Here is a 23903-nt window from a genome sequence, read left to right on the forward strand (position 1 = left end):
TCGATGGGATGACGGATAGTCGTCCGGTCCTGACGATGACCGGGATCAGCAAGTCCTTTCCCGGGGTGCGCGCACTCCACAATGTCGACTTCCGGCTCCTTCCTGGCGAGGTGCACGCCCTGATGGGCGAGAACGGCGCCGGCAAGTCGACCCTGATCAAGGTGTTGACAGGCGTCTACGGCATCGACGAGGGCAACGTCACCCTCGACGGCGAGCAGGTGGCCTTCAACGGACCGATGCAGGCTGCCGCGGCCGGGGTCAGCACGGTCTACCAGGAGGTCAATCTCTGCCCGAACCTGTCCGTGGCGGAGAACATCTTCATCGGGCGGGAGCCGCGCCGTTTCGGGGCCGTCCGCTGGGGCGAGGTGCGTCGGCGGGCCCGACAGCTGCTCGCCCGGCTGGACCTCGACATCGACGTCACCGCGCCGGTGGCGAGTTACTCGCTGGCCGTGCAGCAGATGGTGGCGATCGCTCGGGCGATCGACGTACAGGCCCGGGTGCTGATCCTGGACGAGCCGACCTCCAGCCTGGACGCCGGCGAGGTCGCGCAACTGTTCCGGATCATGCGGCAGTTGCGGGACGAGGGCATCGCCATCCTCTTCGTGACCCACTTCCTCGACCAGGTCTATGGCATCGCCGACCGGATCACCGTGCTGCGTAACGGCACGCTGGTGGGGGAGTACCCGATCGCCGAGCTGCCGCAGCTGGCGCTGGTGGAGAAGATGATCGGCAAGGAGCTCGACGTCCTCGATCGGATCGACGAGCAGCCCCGGCCGACGACGGCGGCCATCGAGAGCGGCGCCCCGTTCGTCCAGGTGTCGCAGCTCGGGCGCAGGGGCGCGGTCGCCCCGTTCAGCCTGACCATCCACGCCGGTGAGGTGGTCGGCCTGGCCGGGCTGCTCGGCTCCGGGCGTACCGAGGTGGCGCGGCTGTTGTTCGGTGCTGATCGGGCCGACCGCGGCGAGGTCCAGGTGGACGGCGCCCGGACCGGCCTGCGCAACCCGGTGCAGGCGATCGAGCGGGGCATCGGTTTCTGCTCGGAGAACCGCCGTGCGGAGGGGATCATCGGCGACCTGTCGGTCCGGGAGAACATGATCCTGGCCATGCAGGCCGCCCGGGGCTGGCTGCGCCCGATCCCACGTCGCCGCCAGGACGAGCTGGTCGACCGGTACATCAAGGCGTTGAGCATCCGTCCGGCCAACCCGGACATGCCGGTGCGCAACCTCTCCGGCGGCAACCAGCAGAAGGTTCTGCTGGCCCGCTGGCTGATCACCGAGCCGCGACTGCTAATCCTCGACGAGCCGACCCGGGGAATCGACATCGGCGCGAAGGCCGAGATCCAGAGGCTGGTGGTGGAGCTCTCCGACGGTGGGATGGCGGTGCTGTTCATCTCCGCCGAGCTGGAGGAGGTGCTGCGTCTCAGCCACAAGATCGCGGTGATGCGCGACCGGGAACTGGTCGCCCAGCTCGACAACGACGACACTGTGGATGCCGACCGCGTCATGCAGACCATCGCCAGCGGGACCGAGCGTGAGGAGGCGAGCCGATGAGCGACGCCGGGAACCGCTTCCGTACCATGCTCGGCCACCGGCTCTTCTGGCCGGTCGCCGTGCTCGTGGTCATGTTGGCGGCCAACACCATCTACCGTCCGGGGTTCCTGGCCATCGAGGTCAACAACGGGCACCTGTACGGCACCCCGATCGACATCCTGCGGTTGAGCGCCCCGCTGATCCTGGTCGCGCTGGGCATGACCCTGGTGATCTCGACCGGCGGCATCGACCTGTCGGTCGGCTCGCTCTGCGCGATCAGCGGCGCCATCGCCTGCCTCTACATCAGTCGGGCACCGGACCAGAACAACCTCGTCACCGTGCTGACCGCGCTCGCGATGGCGCTCGGGGTCGCGCTGGTGCTCGGTGCCTGGAACGGGGTCCTGGTCTCCGTCATCGGCATCCAACCGATCATCGCCACGCTCATCCTGATGGTGGCCGGTCGGGGCCTCGCACAGTTGATCGCCGAGGGCCAGATCATCACCATCAACTCCGGGCCGTACCGGGCGATCGGGCTGGGGCACCTGTTGACCCTGCCCCTGGCGATCTTCATCGCCCTGGCCGCGGCCCTACTCGTCGCGGCGTTCACCCGCCGTACCGCGCTCGGCATGATCGTCGAGTCGGTCGGCGGTAACCGGGAGGCCAGCCGGCTGGCCGGCATCCGGTCCGGTCGGGTCGTCTTCCTCGTCTACGTGGTCAGCGCCGCCTGTGCCGCGATCGCCGGGTTCATGATGACCGCCAACGTCTCCAGCGCCGACGGCAACAACACCGGCCTGTGGGTGGAGCTGGACGCGATCCTCGCGGTCGTCATCGGCGGCACCTCGCTCGCCGGTGGCCGGTTCTACCTCGGCGGCACCATCCTCGGCGCCCTGATCATCCAGACCCTCACCACCACGGTGTACGCCATGAACATCTCACCCCAGACGGCGCTGCTGTTCAAAGCGGTAGTCGTCATCGCCGTCTGCCTCATCCAGGCGCCGGCCTTCCGGGCGAAGTTCCGCCGTCGACGGCCCGGGGCACCGCCGCCGCCCCAGCCGTCTCCGCAGCGGCAGAAGGAGCAGGTGCCGGCATGAGCGAGCGTCAGCGAGCGAATCGTCAGTTCAGGGTGTTGGTGCCTCATGGCGGCACGGAGCGGAGCGGAGTGTCGGCATGAGTACTTTCCCGATCTCCGCTCCGAGTTGGGCCAAGCTGCCTCGGCGGCACATGCCGGTGCTGGCGACGTTGGCGCTGCTGTTGGTGATGTACGGCATCGGTGTGTCCCAGTACCGGGCGTTCTCCAACGTCCAGGTGGTTTTCAACGTCTTCATCGATAACGGTTTCCTACTCGTCATCGCCGTCGGGATGACCTTCGTGATCCTCACCGGCGGTATCGACCTGTCGGTCGGCTCGGTGGCGGCGATGACCGCGATGGTCTCGGCCTGGTTGTTGCAGTCCGGGCTGCCCGCGTTGCTGGTGCTGGTGATCGCCCTGCTGATCGGGCCGACGCTCGGGTTCCTGATGGGCTGCGCGATCCATTTCTTCGACATCCAGCCCTTCATCGTCACCCTGGCCGGGATGTTCTTCGCCCGGGGCATGTGCACGTTCATCAGCGACGCGTCGATTCCGATCACCGACGGGTTCTGGACCACGATGTCGCAGTACCGGATCGGCGATCCCCGGGGCAACTTCGTCTCGATCAGCGTGCTTGTGGCGTTCGCGGTGGTCCTGATCGCCGCGTACGTGCTGGCGTACACGCGACTGGGACGCAACGTCTACGCGATCGGCGGCAACCCGCAGTCGGCGCTGCTGATGGGGCTGCCGGTGGGCCGGACCCGGATCGCGGTCTACACCATCAGTGGCCTGTGCGCGGCGATCGGCGGGATCCTGCTCTCCTTCTACACGCTGTCCGGCGCCCCGTTGATCGCCATCGGGATGGAACTCGACGTGATCGCGGCCGTGGTCATCGGTGGCACGGTGCTCACCGGTGGCTCGGGGTACATCTTCGGCACGGTGCTCGGTGTGCTGGTACTCGGCGTGATCCAGACCTTGATCACCTTCGACGGCAGCCTCAACTCCTGGTGGACCAAGATCGTGATCGGAGGCCTGCTCTTCGCGTTCATCCTGCTCCAGCGCCTCATCGGCATCCGCTACAAGTGACCGCCCCTCTCGCGGAAGGCAACTCCCATGGCAACACACCCTGAACCCGAGGTCTGGTTCCTCACCGGAAGCCAGGCAATGTACGGCGAGGACACGCTCCGGCAGGTGGCCGACCAGTCCCGTCAGATCGCCGCTCTGCTCGACGAATCGCCGCACATTCCCGCCCGGGTGGTCTGGAAGCCGGTCCTGACCACCAGCGCCGACATCCTGCGGACCTGCCGGGATGCCGCGTCGCAGGGGGCGGTCGGGGTGATCGCCTGGATGCACACCTTCTCGCCAGCGAAGATGTGGATCTCGGGCCTGGACGCGTTGCAGACGCCGTTGCTGCACCTGCACACCCAGGCCAACGTCCTGCTGCCGTGGGACGAGATCGACATGGATTTCATGAACCTCAACCAGGCCGCGCACGGCGACCGGGAGTTCGGGTACATCCAGACCCGGCTCGGGGTGGCCCGCAAGACGGTCGCCGGGCACGTCTCCGACCCCCGGGTGGTCTCCCGCGTCGGTGCCTGGACCCGGGCGGCGATCGGCTGGTCGGCCATGCGCTCGCTGCGGCTGGCGCGATTCGGCGACAACATGCGCGACGTGGCCGTCACCGAGGGGGACAAGGTCGAGGCGGAGCTGCGCTTCGGCGTCTCGGTGAACACGTACGGGGTCAACGACCTGGTGCGGGTGGTCGACGAGGTGTCCGAGGCGCAGATCGACGATCTGGTCAAGGAGTACGACGACACCTTCCGGGTCGCCCGCGAGCTACGACCCGGCGGCGAGCGGCACGATTCGCTGCGGTACGCCGCCCGGCTGGAGCTGGGGCTGCGCACCTTCCTGGACGCCGGTGGCTTCCGCGCCTTCACCACCAACTTCGAGGACCTGGGCGGGCTGCGTCAACTGCCCGGCATCGCGGTGCAGCGACTGATGGCCGACGGCTACGGCTTCGGCGGCGAGGGCGACTGGAAGACCTCGGTGCTGGTGCACACCCTCAAGGCGATGGCCGTCGGCACCGAGGGCGGAACCTCGTTCATGGAGGACTACACCTACGACCTCACCCCCGGCGAGGAACTGGTGCTCGGTGCCCACATGCTCGAGGTCTGCCCGTCGATCGCCGGTGACGTGCCGAACGTGGAGATCCATCCGCTGAGCATCGGCGGTCGTGAGGATCCCGTCCGGCTGGTCTTCGACGCCGCGCCGGGGCCGGCGGTGGTGCTCGGCCTGGCGGACATGGGCGAGCGTTTCCGGCTGGTGGCCAACGAGGTCGACGTGGTCTCCCCACCGCAACCACTGCGCCGGTTGCCGGTCGCCCGGGCGGTCTGGCGGCCGCGACCGCACCTGCCCGGCTCCGCCGAAGCGTGGATCACCGCTGGCGCGCCCCACCACACCGTGTTGTCCCAGGCGGTCGGGGTGGAGGAGTTGCACGACCTCGCCGAGATGAGCCGTACCGAACTCGTCGTCATCGACGCCGAGACCGATCCCCGGCGGTTCGCCGACGAGCTGCGCTGGAACCAGGCGTACTACCGGCTGGCCCGGGGGTTCTGACCGCCCGCTGACGCTGGTGTGGCGGAGCTGCCGTAGCGGCCTCTCCGCCCCGCCAGCGGCTGCCCGCGCCCGCGGGTGGCAGGGTCCCCGGCCGGCGCGCCACCCCGCCGGCCGGGGACCGCGAGCAGGCTTCTGCGAGCCGTACGGCGTCGTTGATGTTACGTCTTGACGAAGGCCGTGTTATCGCTCACAGTCGTAGTGAAGACGGACGATATCTGTGGCCGTCCGGGACGCGCCACGTTGCTGTGAAGCTGGTGGTCACCTGATCTCTCCCTTGGGCAGGGCGGTCATGTTAGCGATCACACGCCGCACCGGATCAGCGACGGCGTAGGCCGCAGAGGAGCCGTCCTGTTCGTTCTGCTCGTATCCCGAAGGAGAATCATGATTGCCAATGGTGAGGTCCCACGGACCGCGCCGGGCCGGCGCGGCTGGCTGTCGCGCGCGGCGGCCATCCTGACGGCGATGGTGGTGGGCGGCTCCCTCGCCGCGGTGGCGCCATCGCCCGCGGCCGCGGCCACGGTGGACACCAACGCCTGGTACGTGCTGGTCAACCGTAACAGCGGCAAGGCTCTCGACGTCTACAACCTGGCCACCAACGACGGAGCCCGGATCACCCAGTGGTCGCGTAACGACGGAAACCAGCAGCAGTGGCAGTTCGTCGACTCCGGCGGCGGCTACTACCGGCTCAAGTCGCGGCACTCGGGCAAGGTGCTCGACGTCTACAACTTCTCCACCGCCAACGGCGCCTCGATCGTGCAGTGGTCCGACCACAACGGGACCAACCAGCAGTTCCGACTGGCCGACTCGGCAGGTGGCTACGTACGGCTGATCAACCGCAACTCCAACAAGGTGATGGAGGTGCAGAACGCCTCGACCGCCGACGGCGGCAACATCGTGCAGTACGACGACTGGGGCGGCGCCAACCAGCAGTGGCAACTCGTCCGCGTCGACGGCGGCGGCAACCCCACCGACCCGCCCCCCGGCGGCAGCTTCACCAACCCCGTCGTCTGGCAGGACTTCGCCGACGTCGAGGTCATCCGGGTCGGCGAGGTGTACTACATGACCGCCTCCACCATGCACTACTCGCCCGGCGCCCCGATCCTGCGCTCGTACGACCTGGTGAACTGGGAGTTCGCCGGGCACTCGGTACCCCGTCTGGACTTCGGCACCAAGTACGACCTGCCCGCCGGGCAGCAGGCGTACGTGGAGGGCATCTGGGCCTCGACGCTGAACTACCGGCCGAGCAACCAGACCTACTACTGGGCCGGGTGCATCAACTTCGCCCAGACCCACATCTACACCGCGACGGCCGTCGACGGTACCTGGAGCCGGCACGCGACCCTGCCGCAGTGCTACTACGACGCCGGGATGCTGATCGACGACAACGACACCATGTACGTCGCGTACGGCAACGGCACCATCAGCGTGGCTCAGCTCTCCGCCGACGGGCGCAGCCAGGTCCGGGCCCAGCAGGTCTACCAGACGCCGTCGAGCATCGGCACCCTGGAGGGCGCGCGCTTCTACAAGCGCAACGGCGCCTACTACATCTGGCTGACCCGCCCGGCCAACGGCCAGTACGTGCTCAAGTCCACAAACGGCCCCTTCGGCCCCTACGAGCAGCGCCAGGTGCTGCTCAACATGCAGGGCCCGATCTCCGGCGGCGGGGTGCCCCACCAGGGCGGGCTGGTGCAGCTGCCGAACGGATCCTGGTACTACATGGCATTCACCGACGCGTACCCGGGCGGCCGGATGCCGACCCTCGCGCCGATCAACTGGACCGCGGACGGCTGGCCGCAGGTGCAGACGGTCAACGGCGCCTGGGGCGTCAACTACCCGAACCCGCTGCCGTTGCGTCCGGTCAAGCCGCTCACCGGCGTCGACACGTTCACCGGCACCACCCTCGGTCCGCAGTACGAGTGGAACCACAACCCCGACAACAGCCGGTGGTCGGTGAACAACGGGCTTCGGTTGCAGACCGCCACCGTGACCAACGACCTCTACCGGGCACGCAACACGATCACCCACCGAATCCAGGGGCCGACCTCGACCGGCACGGTCGAGATCGACTACTCGACGATGCGCGACGGCGATCGTACCGGCCTGGCCATGCTGCGGGACGTCTCGGCGTGGATCGGCGTCCGGCGGGACAACGGTGCCACCCGGGTGGTGATGACCAACGGGCTGAACATGAACAGCAACTGGGACACCAGCAGCACCGGTAGCGAGATCGCCAGCGCCGCGGTCTCCGGTGGGCGGATCTGGCTGCGGGCCAACGCCGACATCCGGCCCGGCTCCGGTCGGCAGGCGCGTTTCTCCTACAGCACCGACGGGGTCAATTTCGTCCCGCTGGGCAACGCCCTGACGCTCAACAACAACTGGACGTTCTTCATGGGTTACCGGTTCGCCATCTTCAACTACGCCACCCAGGCGTTGGGCGGATCGGTGACGGTTCGCCGTTTCGAGTTGGCCACGCCATGAGGTGACGGTGGACGGTCCGGCGTCGTACCGATGCCGGGTCGCCACCCACGGACCGGGGCCTGTCGCCTGCCCGCCGAGCGGGCGACAGGCCCCTCCTCCGGCCCGGCGATTGCCGCCGCCGGCAGCCGGGGGACACGCGGGTGCCGGGTGGGAGACATCCCACCCGGCACCCGTCCGGCCTCGGCTACCTGTGGCTCAGGCGGCGCGGGACCACTGCATGCTCGACGCGGAGCTGCACGTACGCTGCTCCAGGGCGGCACCGAGAGCGGTGGAGCCGCCAGCCACGTTCAGGCACTTGTTGCTGTTGACGTTGACCAGCTGGTGGTAGCCGTCGCCGGTCGATCGCCAGCTGAAGACCTGGTTCAGGCCATCGTGGCAGGTGTACTGGATGATCTGCGCCCCGTCGGCCGTGGAGACGTCGCGCACGTCGACGCACTTGCCACTGTGCACGCTCTGCAGCCGTACGTTGCCGTTGCCGGCGTCGAGGAAACGCCACTGCTGCCAGGCGTTGCCGTTGCTGCTCCACTGACCGATCACCGCGAGGTTGTCGAGGTTCGGCTGCTGGACGTCGACGACCTGCCCGCTGTTGCGATTGGTGATCCGGTAGGCCGTCGGTGCGCCACCGCCACCGGCGAACTGCCACCAGTTGACGTTGAACAGGCTGCCGCTGCCGCCGGCGAAACGCAGGTAGAGATCGCGTGTGCCGGTGGCGCCGGACACCCCGCAACTGGTGGTCGTCCAGGTCTGCCAGCCGCCCGTACCGGCCACCGTGCAGGTGCCCACGAGCGGACCGCTGGCGCTGTCCAGCCGTACCTCGATACGGCCGCCGCTGGTGGCCGAGGCGACCCGCGCGGAGAAGGTGGTCGCTCCGGTGCCGAAGGCAACCCCCTTTACCTTGATGTGGTCGCCGTTGTCGATCCAGCCGACGTTCATGCCACCCTCGCTGGCCGGCTCGGTCTCGATACCCGATCCCCAGGCGATCGTCTCGGCCTCCTGGCGTACGTACGGGTTCAACGTGCCGACCTGGGGTGCCCCGGCGGTGGTCATGTTCATGGTGGGGATGGTTCCGTTGGAGTTGTAGGTGAACTTCTCCACCGCGACCGACCGGGTGTAGCCGCCACCGCCGGGCAGCGCACCGTTGTGGTAGAAGAAGTACGACCCACCGGCGAAGTCGATCACGCCGGGGTGGTTGGTGAAGCTGGAGCCCTGCCGGGGCATGACCGTTCCCCGGTACGTCCACGGGCCGGTCGGGCCGGGTGCCGTCGAGTAGCCGATGAACTCCGAGCAGCACTCCGCCGCGAACACGTTGTAGTAGAGCCCGTTGCGCTTGTAGACCCACGGCCCCTCCTCGTAGAGGGTGGGTCGGCTGGCGTTTCCGGTCCGGGTACCGAAGCCCGCCGTGGTGAGCGGGATCTGGGTCGGACCGCCGGAGAACGAGATCATGTCAGGGTTGAGGCGTACGTACCACAGGTTCGGGTTGCCCCAGTACAGGTACGCCTGCCCGTCGTCGTCGATGAACGCGTGCGGATCGATCTCGCCATTGCCGACCAGCGGGCGGCCGAGCGCGTCCCGGAACGGCCCCGTCGGGCTGTCCGCGACCCCGACCCCGATGACCATCTGCCCGTTCGAGCGTTGCCGGACCGGCACGTACCAGTAGAACTTCCCGTTACGGGCGATGACGTGCCCGGCCCACGCGTTGGCGTCCGCCCAGGCGAACGTGGCCAGACTCATCGGCGTGCCGTGGTCGGTCCAGTTCACCATGTCGGCCGAGGAGAAGACCCGCCAGTCACGCATGGTGAAGTAGGTCGAGCCGTCCTCGTCGTGGCCGGTGTAGAGGTAGACCCGTCCGTCGTGCAGCATCGGTGCCGGGTCGGCGGTGTAGATGTGCTGGACGATCGGGTTGTCGGCCCGCGCCGCGCCGGGTAGCAGGGCGATCGCGCAGGTCATGCTCACGAGCACGGCGACGACGCGGCGGAGCGCCGTGATGCTCATGCCCGGCTCCACCGCTGGTTGGCGTTGCCGTGGCAGGACCAGAGGATCACCGCGGTCCCGTTGGCGGTGCCGGCGTTGTTGACGTCCAGACACAGCGACGGGAAGCGGCCGTTGCTCACCGTGCCGTTGGCGTTGAACGTCCACTGCTGGTTGGTGCCGCCGTTGCAGTCCCAGACCTGCACCCGGGTGCCGTTGGTGGCGTTCGTCGGCACGTCCAGGCACTTGCCGAGGATCCGCAACGTCTGGCCGTCCTGGGTGATCTGCTGGTTGGCGTTGCCGTGGCAGTCCCAGATCAGGGTTCCGGTGCCGTTTGCGGTGTTCGAGTTGTCGAGATCGAGGCAGCGTCCGGCCGACTCGCTGCGCAGCCGGAAGGTGCTCGGGACCGGTGGGTTGGTGGTGCCGCCACCGCTTACCCGGTACACCACGGTGCCGTGTGCCGGCACGCTCGCGGAGATGGTCCCGGTGGTCGTGGAGGTGCCGCCGGTCCACGCGTTGAGCAACGTGAACGAGCTGCCGGTCTTGCCGATCGCCGCCGCCGTGGTGGAGATCGTCGTGGTGGAGTTGCCCTGGTTGAACAGCGCGACCGCGACGTCACCGTTGGCCAGCCGCTTGGCCAGTACCCGCCGGGTGCCGTCGTGCGAGACCTGCACGGCCTGGAGCCCCAACGTGTCCTGGTTGATCGCGATCAGGTGCTGGTTGCGCAGGATGTCGAGCGTCGCGGCGCTGGCCGAACGCAGGTCGTTGCCCATCATCAGCGGCGCGGCCATCATCGACCACAGCGCGAAGTGGCTGCGCATCTCGGTGTCGTTCATGCCGCCGTTGCCGACCTCCAACATGTCCGGGTCGTTGAATCCGCCCGGTGCGGCGTAGCCGGCGAGTGGCACGTTCACGTTGACGATGTTCTGGATGCCCATCGGGTAGCCGTTGGTCTGGCCGCTGTCCCAGGTGTTGGTGATGTCCTCGGTGGTCCGCCAGAGGTTGGCCACGTCGCTCCAGTTGCGTTGCGGCCCGGTCTTCTCGTGGATGCTGTTCGAGTTGATGCTGTAGACGATCGGCCGGCCGGTGGCCGCCAGCGCGTCGCGCATGATGCCGAACCGGGCCACCTGGTCGTTGATGGTGCCGGTGGGGGAGCACCAGTCGTACTTGAGGTAGTCCACCCCCCAGGCGGCGAACTGCCGGGCGTCCTGGTACTCGTGTCCGAGGCTGCCCGTGGAGCCGGGGAAGGAGTCGAAGTACTGGGCGCAGGTCTGGTCCAGGGGGCCCTGGTAGATGCCGAACAGCAGGCCGCGGGAGTGCAGGTAGTCGCCGAGGGCCTTCATGCCGCTCGGGAACCGCTGCGGGTGGGCCTGGAGGTTGCCCTGCGCATCCCGGTCCGGGTTGAACCAGCAGTCGTCGACGACGACGTACTTGTACCCGAGGTCGCGCAGACCGTGGTTGACGATCGCGTCGGCCATCTGGCGGATGAGGGTCTCGTTGATGTTGCAGCCGAACGTGTTCCAGGTGTTCCAGCCCATCGGCGGGGTACGGGCGACGCCGTTGTTCAGCGCCTGTGCCGGCTTGGGGGAGATGACCCCGTCGGCGAAGCTCGCGGTGAGCGTCACCGCCAGGATGCCGAGGGCGGCGGTCAGCCACCTTCTTGCGCTACGCACGTCGAATCCTCCTTGCGTCGGTGTGGTGATCGGTCCGGTCGCCGGCATCGCGGCGTTCGGCGGGGTCCGGCCGGGTGGAACTCTGCGGGCGGATCCTGCGCACGCCGCCCACGTACGCGTGCAGTCGTCCGGGACGCCGATGTGCAGGGCCCGGATATCGCCGGTCGGCACGCTGTTTCGGGCCCCGCACGGTTGCCGCCGCGCCGTGTCGGCAGGCACCGTTCCGATGACAGGAATGTTATCGCTATCATCAATGCCTGTAAATTGTCTGTTGCTTGCCCACACAGCCTCTCGGAGCAACAGATCTGCGTCGAAGCGAACGGAGTGGAAACCGGGTGTGACCGCTAACAGACAGCGATGAAGGACGCTGTGTGGCGTACGCGGACGGCCCGGCGGCCACCGGGGCGGCTACTGGCGCTAGACTGTGCGTGATCTAGCGCTCTCCACCCGGACGGCACGGGCCGGCGTGGGCACCGCGCGAGGGGATCTTTGTACCTGAGCCGTGCCAGTCATCGCCGACGGGCTGCGGCGAGCGACTGGATTGCGGGGAGTGTGAGATGGCCGTACGCGATCCTGCGATGACGGACGTGGCCCGCCTCGCCGGTGTTTCCCATCAGACGGTCTCGCGGGTGCTCAACGGGCACCCGAACGTACGCGAGCAGACTCGACTGCGCGTCCAGGCGGCCATCGCCGAACTCGGCTACCGGCCGAACCGGGCGGCCCGCGCGCTGGTCACCGGCCGCTCGCAGGTGATCGGGGTGGTCGCGCAGAACACCACCCTCTACGGTCCGGCCTCGCTGTTGGCCGCGCTGGAGCAGACGGCCGCCGAGTCCGGTTTCGCGGTAAGTGTGGGCAGCGTGCGTGACCTCGATCATCGGTCGATCTCGGCGGTGGTGGAGCGGCATCTGGCGCACCGGGTCGCCGGCATCGTGGTGATCGCGCCGGTGGAGTCGGCCGGCGAGGCGTTGGAGCGTCTGCCGAAGGACGTGCCGCTGGTGACCGTGGACGGGGATCCGCATCGGCCGATGCCGCTGGTGACGGTGGACCAGGCGGCCGGTGCCCGGGCCGCCACCCAGCACCTGCTCGACGCCGGTCACCGTACGGTCTGGCACGTTTCCGGTCCGTCGGACTGGTTCGACAGCGCCGGCCGGATCGAGGGCTGGCGGGCGGCCCTGACCTCGGCCGGCGCGGAGATCCCGCCGCTGGTGCCGGCGGACTGGTCCGCGGCGGCCGGCTACCGGTGCGGGCAGATGCTGGCCCGGATGCCCGACGTCACCGCCGTCTTCACCGCCAACGACCACCTGGCCCTCGGGGTGCTGCGCGCCCTGCACGAGCACGGCCGCCGGGTGCCGGACGACATCAGCGTGGTCGGCTTCGACGACGTGCCGGAGGCCGCCTACTTCATTCCGCCGTTGACCACCGTACGACCGGATTTCGGCGCGGTGGCCCGGGCGAGCCTGGAGATGCTGCTCACCCAGATCGAGTCGGTGAGCGGTGGCGCCCTGCGCCGGACCATCGCCCCGACCCTGGTGGCCCGCCGAAGCGTAGGCCCCCCACCCCGCCCCTGACCCACCCCTCCACCGAAGGGTTGATCAAGAAGTTTTGGTCGGCCTGCGCGCTGGACGCGACCAAAACTTCTTGATCAACCGGCGATTCGTACCCGGGTGGGGTGGGTCAGGTTGCGGTGCAGGTGGGGGTGCCGGAGGGGCCGACGCCGGTGCCCTGGAAGCCGAACTCGGTGCTACCGCCCGCGCCGACCTGACCGTTGTAGCTGACGTTGCCGAAGCTCACCGTCCCGGTGCTGCCGCTGGCCTGCGCGTTCCAGGTGCCGGTGACCGCCGCGCCGCCGGGCAGCGTGATCCGCACGGTCCAGCCCCGGATCGCGGCACTGCCGGCGGTGACCCGTACGGTGGCCACGAAGCCGCCGTTCCAGGAGTTCAGCGACACCGAGGCCGAGCAGGCACCGCCGCCCGGCGGAGGCGCGGTGGTGGTCGGCGGCGCGGTGGTCGGGTTCGGTCCGCTGACACTGTTCAACGCGTTGAGCACCGAGGTGTACGCGGGCTTCTTGTTCCCGTTGCCGTCGAACAGCAGCGGGTTGTCATCCCGCCAGGAGGCGGCGTCCCAGACACCCCAGACCGTGATCCCGGTGCAGCGCGTCACGGCCAGGCAGGCCCGGGTCACCCGTTCGTAGATGCTCGCCTGGTTGGGGCCCTGAGCGACGTCCAGCTCGGTGATCTGCACGTCCACGCCGAGGTCGGCGAAGCGTTGCAGGTTGGCCTGGTAGTCACCGGCGAGGGTGGTGCCGAGGTGGGACTGGAAGCCGACGCAGTCGATCGGGACGCCGCGCTGCTTGAAGTCGCGCACCATGTTGTAGATGCCTGTCGACTTCGCGTTGATGCCGTCGGTGTTGTAATCGTTGTAGCAGAGCTTGGCGCCGGGGTCGGCCGCGCGGGCGGCCCGGAACGCGGCCTCGATCCAGTCGTTGCCGGTGCGTTGCAGGTTCGAGTCCCGCCGCGCGCCGCTGCCACCGTCGGCGAACGCCTCGTTCACCACGTCCCAGGAGTGGATCTGACCCCGGTAGTGGGTGGCTACCCGGGTGACGTGGTTGATCGCCGCGTTACGCAGCGCGGTGCCGGACAGGTTCTGTGCCCAGCCGGGCTGTTGCGCGTGCCAGAGCAGGGTGTGGCCACGTACGGACATCCCATTGGCCCGGGCGTGCGCGACGAGCCGGTCACCCGCGCTGAAGCTGAAGGAGTTCTGCTGGGGCTCGTTGGCGTACCACTTCATCTCGTTCTCGGCCACGATCGAGTTGAACTCACGATTGAGGATCGTGGCGTAGGCGGAGTTGGAGAGCTGGAACGAGTTGGTGGCGGCGCCGAAGTAGCGACCGCTCTGCGCCGCCGCCGCGCCGAGGGTGCTGGCGGCGGCGTGGGCGGAGGGCGCGACCAGCGCGGTGGAGACGAGCAGCGCGGCACCGGCCGCGACGGACATCAGCACGGTACGCGGTCGGATGCCCACGACCCTGCCTCCGGTGGTTCTGGATTTCATCGACGTGCCCTTTCGATGGTGGTGGTTCGGGATGCCACCCCGGATCAGCCTGCTGGCGGCCGCCTACCGGCGCGGAGGTGTGGATCCGGGCACGGCGAGGCGACCCGAGCGCGGATCGCACGGGTTGCGGGGTCGGTCGGGATGTGGCGGTCGCCGATGACAGCGGCCATGTCGGGATGACGCGACGATCGGTGCCGTCGAGGCGTGCCCTTCCGCGCGGATTGACAGCGCGCGGCGTCTCGCGGATGCCGGCCCGGACAGGCCGCCAGGCGGGGTCGGCTTGGTGGCCGCCTCGGCCCGGTGACCGGTGACCTGAACAGGAGCGTGCCCGTGGCTCCCTGCCCCGAAGCTAGCATGTTATCGATAACATGCTCAAGCGATGACGATGGATGCAATGACGGTCGAGGCCGCCGGAGACGACCCCGTGGTGGGTCGCTCCGACGGCCTCGGTGACAGCGGTCAGGCTCAGATGAAACGCCAACGGTGGTCGCCCGCGCCGTTGTCGTCCCAGATCACGATCTGAGTGCCCTGGCTGGACGAGGCGCCGGTGACGCCGAGGACCCGCCCACCGTTGGCGGACTGGATCCGGAAGTAGCCGTTCGCGGCGTACCGCAGCCGCCACCGGTTGCTGGCCGCGCCGTTGTCGGCCCACTGCACCACCCGGGCGCCGTTGCCGCTGCTGCCGTTCTCCACCCCCAGCACCTTGCCGCTGTGGGAGTTGCGCAGCCGCAGGTAGCCGCCACTGTCCACGATCGCGGTCCAGAGGTGGTCGGCGGTGCCGGTGTCGCCCCACTGGATCACCAGGCCGCCGTCGGCGGTGGACATGTTCTGCACGCCCAGCACGAGACCGGTGGCCAGGTTCTGGATCCGGCGGGCACCGTTGGGCACGAACCGCCACTGGTTGTCCGGCGTGCCGTTGTCCGGATCCTGGACGACCCGGGCACCCTGCGCGGTGGACCCGTTGAGGGTGGCGAGCAGCTTGCCGGTGTGCCCGTTACGGATCTTGTGTGACCCGTCGCCGACGTCCACGATCGTCCACCGGTGGTCGGCCGTGCCGGTATCGGACCATTGCAGGACCTGCGCGTTGTCGGCGGTCGACATGTTCTGCACCCCGAGCACCTTGGCACTGTTGGCGTTGCGGAACTTCACCGCGTTGCCGTCGACGACCAGCTGCCAGTCATGGTCGGCGGTGCCGTTGTCGCCCCACTGCAACGCCGGCGCCCCGTCGGCCGTGGACATGTTCTCGATGCCGAGCACCAGGCCGCTGGCGGCGTTGGCGAGCCGGAACGTCGCCGTTCCGGTGCCCGGGGACTGGCCGTTGGCGTTCCAGTAGACGGTGTAGTTGTGCCCGTGCGCGTCGTAGAACGGGCCCAGGTTGACCGTGGCGCCGTTGGCGGTGGCGGTGAAGGTCAACGCCGAGGTGCTGGTCCGGTTGACCGAGGTGGTGGCCAGGGCGGGCAGGGCGGAGAGCGCGGTGTTGCCGTAGTTGCCGGAGAGCACCGCGGGCCCGTAGGTGAGTGCCACCACGTTCGGATCGTCGTTGGCGGGCTGCACGATCACGCGCATCGGGAGCCGTACGGTCACCGTGTCGCCGGAGGCCCAGGATCGGGTGAGGGTCGCGTACGTGCCCGGGGTGGTGCTGATGTTCTGCGCGGCGCCGTTGACGCTGACCGTCGCTCCCTGCGTCCACGCCGGAATGCGGATCCGCATCGTCCACGACCCGCCGACGTCGCCGGTCACGGTGAGGGTCGTGGTGTCGCTGACCGGGTAGGTCGTGCTCTGGGTGACCGTGATGCCGCGCTGCGACCAGTTCAGCACCGAGGGCAGGAACAGGTTCACCGTCAGCGTGGTGTCGTTGTGGAAGTAGATCGAGTTCATCAGGGTGGTGTTGGTTTCCAGTTGCGAGCCCTGGCAGCACCAGAAGGAGTTGTAGTCCGTACTCCAGGTGCCGCCGCCCCACGCCGGTCCGACACCTCGCCGCCCGCCGGGGTTCAACGGGGTGAAGTACGTGATGTGGCCGTGGTTGTCGGCCGGGTTCTGCGCTCCGATCAGGTGGTTGAGCAGTGCCCGCTCGTAGAAGTCGAAGTACGCCACCCGGTTCGGGTCAAGCAGCCACAGCTCCCGGGTCAGCTTGAGCATGTTGTACGTGTTGCACGCCTCGCAGGTGTCGTTGCGCAGGTAGCTGGCGATGGCGTTGGGCGCCCGGAAGTGTTCGGCCTGGCTGTTGCCGCCGATGACGTAGGTGTGGGCGTTGACCGTCATGTTCCACGCGTTGCTGGCGATGTCCCGGTACCGGGTGGTGCCGGTGGCCTTGAACTCGCGGGCCGCGCCGATCCACTTCGGTACCTGGGTGTTCGCGTGCAGCCCGTTGAGTTGGTCGGAGTTGGCCGCCAGGGGATTGAACACGGCGTTGTGGTCGAACCGCTGGGCGGCGGTCAGCCAGCGGGCGTCGCCGGTCTGCTGGTACAGGTCGGTCAGCACGGCGTTCATTCCGCCGAACTCGGTGCCCAGCATCGCCTGCATCTGCGCCGAACTCAGTCGGCTGGTGCGCCAGTCCACCCAGCCGGCGAACGCCAGTAGGACGTCGCGGGCCTGGTTGTTGCCGATGTATCGCCACACGTCGAGCAGCCCGGCCAGGGTCTTGTGGATGGCGTAGTACGGCACGTTGCCGTTGTTGAGCGTGCGGTTCTCCACGGCGGTGAAGTCGGACTCGGGAAAGCCGCTGAGGTAGCCGGTGTTGAAGCCCGCGGCACCGTTGTTGGCCTGGCACTTGGCCAACTCGGCCACCATGTAGTTGGCCTTGTCCCGGCAGGTGGTGTCGCCGAGCACGGCCCACAGGTACGACCAGGCGCTCAGGAAGTGCCCTTGGGAGTGGGTGCGGAACGGGAAGTTGGGCGCCTCCCAGCCGCCCAGGGCCGCGGCGCCGGCGGTGGAGAGCCGGTGGTTGGCGCGGAAGTTGTAGAGCAGCCGGTTGACGTCGACGAAGCGCAGGTAGTTGACCGTGCGGTTCTGGTTGTCCAGCCAGCGGCTGGCGGTCAACCGCACCTGACCCGGCTCGAAGGCGTACGCGGAGACGCCGAGGTCGGGGCGTACCGGGGGGAGCCCCGCACTGGCGGTGCCGTTGGCCAGCGCGGGGCCGACGGCGGCGGCGACGGCGGCCGCGCCGGCGGCCCGGAGCACGTGTCGACGGTTGAGGGACGGGTAGGGCATCACGACCTCCGTGGTGGCATGGGGGAGCGCCGCCCGACCCGGCGGGAGTGGTGGCCGACCGGGCGGCGAGGAGTGGTGCGATGACGTCGATGCGCGGCGCGCAGCGCGCAACGATCGGACCCGGCGCGTTTGCTGCGGTGGCGGCCTTGCCAAGCCCATCAATGTTATCGCTAACATACGCGGCTCTGTATGGCGACCGCAAGACGTTGATGACGGGGCTGCGGGTCGACCCGGATTGACCCTCGACCCGGTCGAGGCCGGAGGGTGCCGAGGGCAGCCGGCCGGCGTCCTCGCCGAGACCGGTCGGGCGATCGGCGACGGCAGGGGTACGTGGTGGTGGCAAGTGGGGGCCGGGCGACGATGCCGGGTGCGTACCGGGTGTGGTTGGGCGGCAGCGCGCTGAGTCTGGTCGGCGTACAGGCGATGGCGTTCGCGATGGCCTGGTCGGCGGCCGGGCAGGGGGCTCGGTTCGCCGCCCTGGTGCCGACCGCGATCGTGCTGCCCCGGGTGCTGCTGCTGTTGGTGGGCGGTGCGGTGGCCGACCGGTTCGGCGTCTGGCTCGTCCTGCTCGCCTCGAACGCGGCCATGGTGGTGGTCACCGTGGCATTGGCCGCCGTCACGTGGTCGCCGCTCGACCTGCGGCTGCCGCTGCTGCTCGCCGCGCTGGCGATCGGCACCGTGGACGCCTTTCAGCTGCCGAGTTCGGGCTCGATGCCACGGCGGCTGGTACCGCCGGAGGCGCTGGCCCGCGCGATGTCGGCCCGGCAACTCGTCGGGCAGTTCGCGATGTTCACCGGCCCGCCGCTGGGTGGCGTGCTGCTCGGGATGGCCGGGCTCGCCGGGGCAGCTCTGGCCAACACCGCCACCTTCCTGGCGATGCTCGCGGTCCTGCTGGTCGTCCGACCCGCCGCCGAGCAACCGCAGGACGCCGGGCCGGACTGCGAGGGGCCCGCCGCCGGGTCGGCCGGCGGGCGGCCACCGAACACCGGACGAGGCCACAGGCTGCCCGCCGCCGGGGTGGCTCACCGGCGGTCGCCGGTGTCGGCCGCGTTGGACGGGCTGCGCCTTGCCTGGTCGGTGCCGGTGCTGCGGGTGGCGCTGCTGGTGACCGGCGTCGCGGCGGGGTTCCTCCTGCCGGTCGGCACGCTGCTGGTGCCCCTGCTGGCCCGGCAACGCGACTGGTCGGCGTCGGCCACCGGCGCGGTCGTCGCGGCGATGGCAGTGGGCACCGCCGCCGTCGCGCTGGGGGTCCTGCTGCGCGGCGGGTCCTCCCGTCCCGCAGCGGTGGCCGCCGTCGGCCTCCTGGTCGCCGCCGCTGGCGTGGTCGCGCTCGCGGTCGCCCGCGTTCCGCTGCCGGCCGTCCTGGCCGGTGTGCTCGTCGGTGCCGGCGTCGGCTGCTTCGCCACGCACGTCGGTCCACTGGTCCTGGCCGCCACGCCGCTCACCCACCTGGCTCGGGTGCAGTCCGTGCTGGTGCTGGCGCAGAGTCTGCCGTTGTTGGTGACGGCCAACGCGTTCGGCCTCGTCGTCGAGATCGTGGACGTCCCGGCGGTGCTGTTCGGCTGCGCGGGCGTCCTCGCCGTGACCGGGCTGGCGACCCTGGCCACGCCGGCCCTGCGCGGCTCATCGTCCCCGGCGACTGTTCGTCACTCGAATATCTGACTAAAGTCAGCAATCGTGGATCGTGCACTCGTGGACGTGGTGCGGCGCTTCAACCGCACGGTGACCCAGCGCGTCGGCGCGCTCGACGACAGCTATCTCGCTCGGGATCGACCCCTGGCGCAAGCACGGCTGCTCTGGGAGATCGGACCCGACGGTGCCGAGGTCGCGGCCCTGCGTACCCGGCTGGATCTCGACGCCGGCTACCTCAGCCGGCTGCTCCGGACGCTGGAGGGTGCGGGCCTCGTCGTGGTGGGGCCCGCTGAGGGAGACGGCCGGGTGCGGACCGTCCGCCTCACCGACGCCGGCCGCGCCGAGTGGCAGCTGCTGGACGGCAGGTCCGACGAGCTGGCCTGGTCGGTCCTCGCGCCGCTCACCGCCGGCCAACGCGCCCGGCTCACCTGCGCCATGGCCGAGGTCGAGCGCCTGTTGATGGCGTCGCTTGTCACCATCGAACCCTGCCATCCCGGTGAGCCGCGTGCCCGCGCCTGCCTGCGGGCGTACGTGCGGGAACTCGCCGCCCGGTTCGACTCCGGCTTCGAGTTGGGTCAGGGCGGCGCCGACGAGCAGGAATACGTGCCTCCGGCCGGCCTCTTCCTGGTCGCCACCCTCTCGACCGAGGCGGTGGGCTGCGGTGGGCTGCGGCTGTCCCCGGGCGAGCCCGCCGAGATCAAGCGCCTCTGGGTGTCGGCCGCGGTGCGCGGGCTCGGCGTCGGGCGTCGCCTGCTGGGCGAGTTGGAGCGGCACGCCGTGGCGGCCGGCGCGGCCAGCATCCGCCTCGACACCAACCGCACTCTCACCGAGGCGATGCGGCTCTACCGCGCCGAGGGTTACCAGGAGATCCCGCGCTACAACGACAACCCGTACGCCCACCACTGGTTCGCCAAGCCGCTGACCTGAAACGCGCGCTGGCAGGTACCCGCCGAAGCCCGGCGATGGTGAGCCGTTGACGGAGACATAGCAGTTGATCACACTGTCGCGGTGCCCATCGCGCGTGACCACATCATGTCCGAGCCCGGCGTCGGCTCCTGCCCGGATTGCGCCAGCACGGAGCTGCGGACCGTCGTCGATCAGCCACCCTGGTGCGGACGTTGTGAGTGGAACCTCGACGTCGCCGCTTCGAGTGCCGTCGGCCGTCTCGGCCGGTCTCTCGAACGGCTCGATCGTCGTGCCGGGTTCCGGGCGGACCGCCGCCTGGCCCACATGGCCACGCAGTTGGGTGCTTCCCACTCCTGGCTGACGCCTGCCTTCCTGCTGCTCGTGCTGGTCTCGTTCGCGCTGGTGCTTCTTCCGTTAGGTGCGCTGGCCGCCGCCGTGTGGCTGCTGGTCGACGGCGTGGGGCCGTTGATTCTGCCGCTGCTGCTCGCCGCCGTGGCCTACGCGCTGCGTCCCCGCCTGGGCAGCGTCCGACAGGTGGTCAAAGGCGCCTACCGGTTGACTCCGCAGCGACAGGCGGCGCTGCACCGTCTGGTCGAACGGGTCGGCGACTCTGTCGGCGCACCGAAGCCCGACCTCATAGTGCTCAACGACGAGTGGAACGCGGCGGCGGCAGTCGTCGGGGTGCGCAGGACCCGAGTACTGCTGCTCGGTGTACCGCTGCTCGTGGGCCTGTCGCCGCAGGAGATGGTGGCACTGATCGGTCACGAACTCGGACACTTCCGCTGGGCCGACTCGCGCCGTCGTCTCCTCACGCAGCCGGCCCGGACCTTCTTCGGCATGCTCGCGACCGCGACCCGGCCGCCACACGGAGACGCGCACGACAGGGACGTGGCGGGTATCTACGCCCTCTTCTACACACTCTGGCAGTTGGTCGGAGGTGCCGTCAGCTGGCTGCTGTTCGCCGTACACCTCGCGATGAACACGCTCGATGCCCGGGAGGGGCGTCGAGCGGAGGTGCGAGCCGACGCGATGGCGGCGAGTGCGGCGGGCAGCACCGCGGCTCTCAGCATGATCGACGTCTTGGCGTTGTCGCCTCTGCTGTCGCCTCTCGTCACCGCGCATCCAACGCCGGGGGTCGCGATGGACGTGTGGCGGCGGGCCATCGCCACCACCCGTGCGGAGCAGGCGGTGCGGCTGCCGATGCTGCGTCAGCTCACCATCCGCGAGTACGCGTCACTGCTCGCCAGCCATCCGGCGCCGGGCCGGCGGCACCAGGTGATCTCGGGAATGCCCCACCGGGACGCCTCGGTCGTGGTGACCCCGGACGAAGCGGCCTCCCTCGATGCCGAGCTGCGGCCATTCGTCGAGGCGCTGCGCAAGCAACTCGCGCAGGCGTACGACCTGTGACCGTGGCCGCCTGAGGCTCACCCGGCGGGGACGTCCCGGCGGCGGTACTGGTCGCCGGTCGGGTGCTTGCCGGCAAGAAATGAATGATGGTTCAATCCTTTGGTGGCCTACCGGAGCACGGAGCGGGTGAAGGCGCGGCTGACCGCCTCGCGGGAGCGCATCGTGGCCGCCGCGATCGGCATTCTGGCCGATCATGGCTATGCCGGCTGCTCGGTCGCTGCCGTCGCGGCGCGGGCCGGGGTGGCGACCGGCAGCGTGTACCGTCACTTTCCTGCCAAGGCTGACCTCTTCGCCGAGGTGTTCCGTTCCGCCGGCCAGCGCGAGATCGACGCCGTCACCCGGGCCGCTGCGGCCGAGAGCACGGCCGCGGCGCGGGTCCGCGCGGTCATCGAAACCTTCGCCGGCCGGGCCCTACGGTCGCCACGGCTGGCGTACGCCCTGCTCGCCGAGCCGGTCGATCCGGCGGTGGAGGCGCAGCGACTGGTCTTCCGGCGTGCCCATGCGGCGCTGCTGGCCGGCTACATCGCCGACGGGGTGGCCGACGGTGAGCTGCCGGCGCAGAATCCCGAGCTGACGTCCACCGCAGTGGTCGGCGCGCTGGCTGAGGCGATGGTGGGCCCGCTGGCCTCCGGTGTCGCCGGCCCGGACACCGTCGGCGGCCTGATCACCTTCATCCACCGCGCGTTGGGAGTTCCGTCGTGAGCACACACGAGGTGTTCAATCAGGTGCCGCCGCTGGTCGGCCACGACACGGCCGACGAGCCCGCGCTGCTCGACGCGCTGGCCCGGGAGGGGGCCGACTGGGCCACGGCCGAGGTGCACGAACTCGGCCGGCTGGCCGGCACCGAACAGGCGGTCGAGCACGGCCGGCTGGCCAACGAACATCCGCCGGTGCTGCGCACCCACGACCGGTACGGACACCGGGTCGACGAGGTGGAGTTCCACCCCTCCTGGCACGAGTTGATGCGTACCGCCGTGGCGCACGGCCTGCACGCCGCTCCCTGGGCCGACGAGCGACCCGGCGCGCATGTCGCCCGGGCCGCGAAGTTCCACGTCTGGCGACCCGACGCCGGCCACGGTTGCCCGATCTCGATGACGTACGCGGCGGTACCCGCGCTGCGGCACGCCCCCGACCTGGCCGCTCGCTACGAACCGCTGCTGACCGCCCGCAGCTACGATTTCGGGCTGCGGGAACCGCAGCGCAAGCAGGGGCTGCTCGCGGGCATGTCGATGACCGAGAAGCAGGGCGGGTCGGACGTCCGGGCAAACACCACCACGGCCCGCCCGACGCCCGACGGCAGCTACCGGCTGGTCGGGCACAAGTGGTTCACCTCGGCGCCGATGTGCGACCTCTTCCTCACCCTCGCCCAGGCGCCGGGCGGGCTCACCTGCTTCCTGGTCCCGCGGGTGCTTCCCGACGGCACCCGGAACCCGATGCGGTTGATGCGGCTGAAGGACAAGCTCGGCAACCGCTCCAACGCCTCCGCCGAGGTGGAGTACGACGAGGCGGTGGCGTGGCGGGTCGGCGACGAGGGCCGGGGCGTCCGCACCATCATCGACATGGTGAACCTGACCCGGTTGGACTGCGTGATCGGTGCGGCGTCCGGCATGCGCCACGGGGTCGTCACCGCCACCCATCACGCCGCGCACCGGCGGGCGTTCGGTCGGTACCTCGTGGATCAGCCGCTGATGCGCAACGTCCTGGCCGACCTGGCGGTGGAGTCCGAGGCCGCCACGGTGCTGATGATGCGCCTGGCCGGGGCGACCGACCGTTCGGCACGTGGCGACGCGGCCGAGACGGCGTTCAAGCGGATCGCCCTCGCCGTGGGCAAGTACTGGGTCTGCAAGCGGTGGCCCGGTCACGCCGCGGAGGCCCTGGAGTGCCTGGGCGGCAACGGCTACGTGGAGGAGTCCGGGATGCCGCGGCTGTTCCGCGAGTCGCCGCTGAACTCCATCTGGGAGGGCTCGGGTAACGTCGCCGCGCTGGACGTGCTGCGGGCGCTGGCCGGCCAGCCCGAGGTGATGGCGGCGTTCCAGTCGGAGGTGGACGCCGCCGCGGGCGCTGACGCCCGGCTCGACGCCGCGGTCCGCCAGGTGCGGGCGGCCCTGGCCGATCCGGCCGATCTGGAGGTACGTGCCCGCCGGGTGGTCGAACAACTGGCGCTGGTGTTGCAGGGGGCGCTGTTGGTGCGTCACGGTCACCCGGCGGTCGCCGACGCCTTCTGCGCGTCCCGGCTCGGTGGCGACCGGGGGCATGCCTACGGCACGTTGCCGGCCGGCGTCGACTTCGCCGCGATCATCGACCGGGCCACCCCGAAGGTGGGCTGACCGGTCCGGCGCCGCCGCGGTGGACGGCGACGCCGGAGCCG

General features: G+C 69.7%; 16 protein-coding genes. 12 read left to right on the forward strand and 4 right to left on the reverse strand.

The features are described 5' to 3' along the window. Window positions 1-8 precede the first annotated feature (8 nt). The 5 genes from Vse01_RS00865 to Vse01_RS00885 all read left to right on the forward strand — a co-directional run bounded on the left by Vse01_RS00865 (window position 9) and on the right by Vse01_RS00885 (window position 7691). Window positions 9-1550: a sugar ABC transporter ATP-binding protein gene (locus tag Vse01_RS00865; protein WP_093402212.1), complete on the forward strand. Its 1542-nt coding sequence runs from the start codon at window positions 9-11 to the stop codon at window positions 1548-1550. Next, a complete protein-coding gene (locus tag Vse01_RS00870; RefSeq protein ID WP_093402213.1) occupies window positions 1547-2620 on the forward strand; it encodes an ABC transporter permease in 1074 nt (357 codons plus the stop codon). Before Vse01_RS00865 ends, Vse01_RS00870 begins: the two co-directional genes overlap by 4 nt. A 76-nt stretch (window positions 2621-2696) precedes the next feature. Continuing rightward, window positions 2697-3683, forward strand: coding sequence for a galactofuranose ABC transporter, permease protein YjfF (yjfF, locus tag Vse01_RS00875; protein ID WP_093402214.1), 987 nt, complete (start codon window positions 2697-2699; stop codon window positions 3681-3683). 27 nt (window positions 3684-3710) lie between these two features. After that, a complete protein-coding gene (gene araA / locus Vse01_RS00880; protein ID WP_093402215.1) occupies window positions 3711-5213 on the forward strand; it encodes an L-arabinose isomerase in 1503 nt (500 codons plus the stop codon). Window positions 5214-5594: 381 nt separating this feature from the next. Then, a complete protein-coding gene (locus tag Vse01_RS00885) occupies window positions 5595-7691 on the forward strand; it encodes a family 43 glycosylhydrolase (RefSeq protein ID WP_093402216.1) in 2097 nt (698 codons plus the stop codon). A 195-nt stretch (window positions 7692-7886) separates the two neighbouring features. Here Vse01_RS00885 and Vse01_RS00890 read toward each other — a convergent pair whose 3' ends face one another. Continuing rightward, window positions 7887-9683: a family 43 glycosylhydrolase gene (locus tag Vse01_RS00890; RefSeq protein ID WP_093402463.1), complete on the reverse strand. Its 1797-nt coding sequence runs from the start codon at window positions 9681-9683 to the stop codon at window positions 7887-7889. Then, the gene (locus tag Vse01_RS00895; RefSeq protein ID WP_373870607.1) at window positions 9680-11332 is read right to left on the reverse strand and encodes a glycoside hydrolase family 27 protein; all 1653 of its coding nucleotides are present in this window, start codon (window positions 11330-11332) and stop codon (window positions 9680-9682) included. The genes Vse01_RS00890 and Vse01_RS00895 overlap by 4 nt, the downstream gene beginning before the upstream one ends. A gap of 578 nt (window positions 11333-11910) precedes the next feature. On the opposite strand from Vse01_RS00895, the gene Vse01_RS00900 reads away from it, so the two are divergent. After that, the gene (locus Vse01_RS00900; protein WP_170863337.1) at window positions 11911-12900 is read left to right on the forward strand and encodes a LacI family DNA-binding transcriptional regulator; all 990 of its coding nucleotides are present in this window, start codon (window positions 11911-11913) and stop codon (window positions 12898-12900) included. A 106-nt stretch (window positions 12901-13006) separates the two neighbouring features. Here Vse01_RS00900 and Vse01_RS00905 read toward each other — a convergent pair whose 3' ends face one another. Beyond that, window positions 13007-14380, reverse strand: coding sequence for an endo-1,4-beta-xylanase (locus Vse01_RS00905; protein WP_093402219.1), 1374 nt, complete (start codon window positions 14378-14380; stop codon window positions 13007-13009). A 465-nt stretch (window positions 14381-14845) separates the two neighbouring features. Beyond that, a complete protein-coding gene (locus tag Vse01_RS00910; RefSeq protein WP_093402220.1) occupies window positions 14846-17590 on the reverse strand; it encodes a beta-L-arabinofuranosidase domain-containing protein in 2745 nt (914 codons plus the stop codon). Window positions 17591-17670: 80 nt separating this feature from the next. On the opposite strand from Vse01_RS00910, the gene Vse01_RS00915 reads away from it, so the two are divergent. The 6 genes from Vse01_RS00915 to Vse01_RS00940 all read left to right on the forward strand — a co-directional run bounded on the left by Vse01_RS00915 (window position 17671) and on the right by Vse01_RS00940 (window position 23862). Continuing rightward, complete coding sequence (locus tag Vse01_RS00915) at window positions 17671-17829, forward strand: hypothetical protein (RefSeq protein WP_170863323.1); 159 nt, start codon at window positions 17671-17673, stop codon at window positions 17827-17829. Between the two features lie 97 nt (window positions 17830-17926). Beyond that, window positions 17927-19252, forward strand: coding sequence for an MFS transporter (locus Vse01_RS00920; protein ID WP_232511080.1), 1326 nt, complete (start codon window positions 17927-17929; stop codon window positions 19250-19252). Between the two features lie 15 nt (window positions 19253-19267). After that, window positions 19268-20149, forward strand: coding sequence for a bifunctional helix-turn-helix transcriptional regulator/GNAT family N-acetyltransferase (locus Vse01_RS00925; protein ID WP_093402222.1), 882 nt, complete (start codon window positions 19268-19270; stop codon window positions 20147-20149). 81 nt (window positions 20150-20230) lie between these two features. Continuing rightward, window positions 20231-21535, forward strand: a complete 1305-nt coding sequence (locus Vse01_RS00930) for a M48 family metalloprotease (RefSeq protein ID WP_093402223.1) — start codon at window positions 20231-20233, stop codon at window positions 21533-21535. A 102-nt stretch (window positions 21536-21637) separates the two neighbouring features. Further along, entirely contained in the window at window positions 21638-22237 is a 600-nt protein-coding gene (locus Vse01_RS00935) for a TetR/AcrR family transcriptional regulator (RefSeq protein ID WP_093402224.1), read from the forward strand. Then, window positions 22234-23862 (forward strand): isovaleryl-CoA dehydrogenase, encoded by a 1629-nt coding sequence (locus Vse01_RS00940; protein ID WP_093402225.1) that lies wholly within the window; start codon window positions 22234-22236, stop codon window positions 23860-23862. The genes Vse01_RS00935 and Vse01_RS00940 overlap by 4 nt, the downstream gene beginning before the upstream one ends. The last annotated feature ends 41 nt before the right edge of the window (window positions 23863-23903 follow it).

It is taken from the genome of Micromonospora sediminimaris (genome assembly GCF_016863575.1).
Lineage (GTDB): Bacteria > Actinomycetota > Actinomycetes > Mycobacteriales > Micromonosporaceae > Micromonospora > Micromonospora sediminimaris.

Bases quoted from the DNA above. Each gene is read 5' to 3' on its own strand.
- Vse01_RS00865 (WP_093402212.1), top strand. From the start codon at position 9: ATGACGGATAGTCGTCCGGTCCTGACGATGACCGGGATCAGCAAGTCC.
- Vse01_RS00870 (WP_093402213.1), top strand. From the start codon at position 1,547: ATGAGCGACGCCGGGAACCGCTTCCGTACCATGCTCGGCCACCGGCTC.
- yjfF (WP_093402214.1), top strand. From the start codon at position 2,697: ATGAGTACTTTCCCGATCTCCGCTCCGAGTTGGGCCAAGCTGCCTCGG.
- araA (WP_093402215.1), top strand. From the start codon at position 3,711: ATGGCAACACACCCTGAACCCGAGGTCTGGTTCCTCACCGGAAGCCAG.
- Vse01_RS00885 (WP_093402216.1), top strand. From the start codon at position 5,595: ATGATTGCCAATGGTGAGGTCCCACGGACCGCGCCGGGCCGGCGCGGC.
- Vse01_RS00890 (WP_093402463.1), bottom strand. From the start codon at position 9,683: ATGAGCATCACGGCGCTCCGCCGCGTCGTCGCCGTGCTCGTGAGCATG.
- Vse01_RS00900 (WP_170863337.1), top strand. From the start codon at position 11,911: ATGACGGACGTGGCCCGCCTCGCCGGTGTTTCCCATCAGACGGTCTCG.
- Vse01_RS00905 (WP_093402219.1), bottom strand. From the start codon at position 14,380: ATGAAATCCAGAACCACCGGAGGCAGGGTCGTGGGCATCCGACCGCGT.
- Vse01_RS00910 (WP_093402220.1), bottom strand. From the start codon at position 17,590: ATGCCCTACCCGTCCCTCAACCGTCGACACGTGCTCCGGGCCGCCGGC.
- Vse01_RS00915 (WP_170863323.1), top strand. From the start codon at position 17,671: ATGACGTCGATGCGCGGCGCGCAGCGCGCAACGATCGGACCCGGCGCG.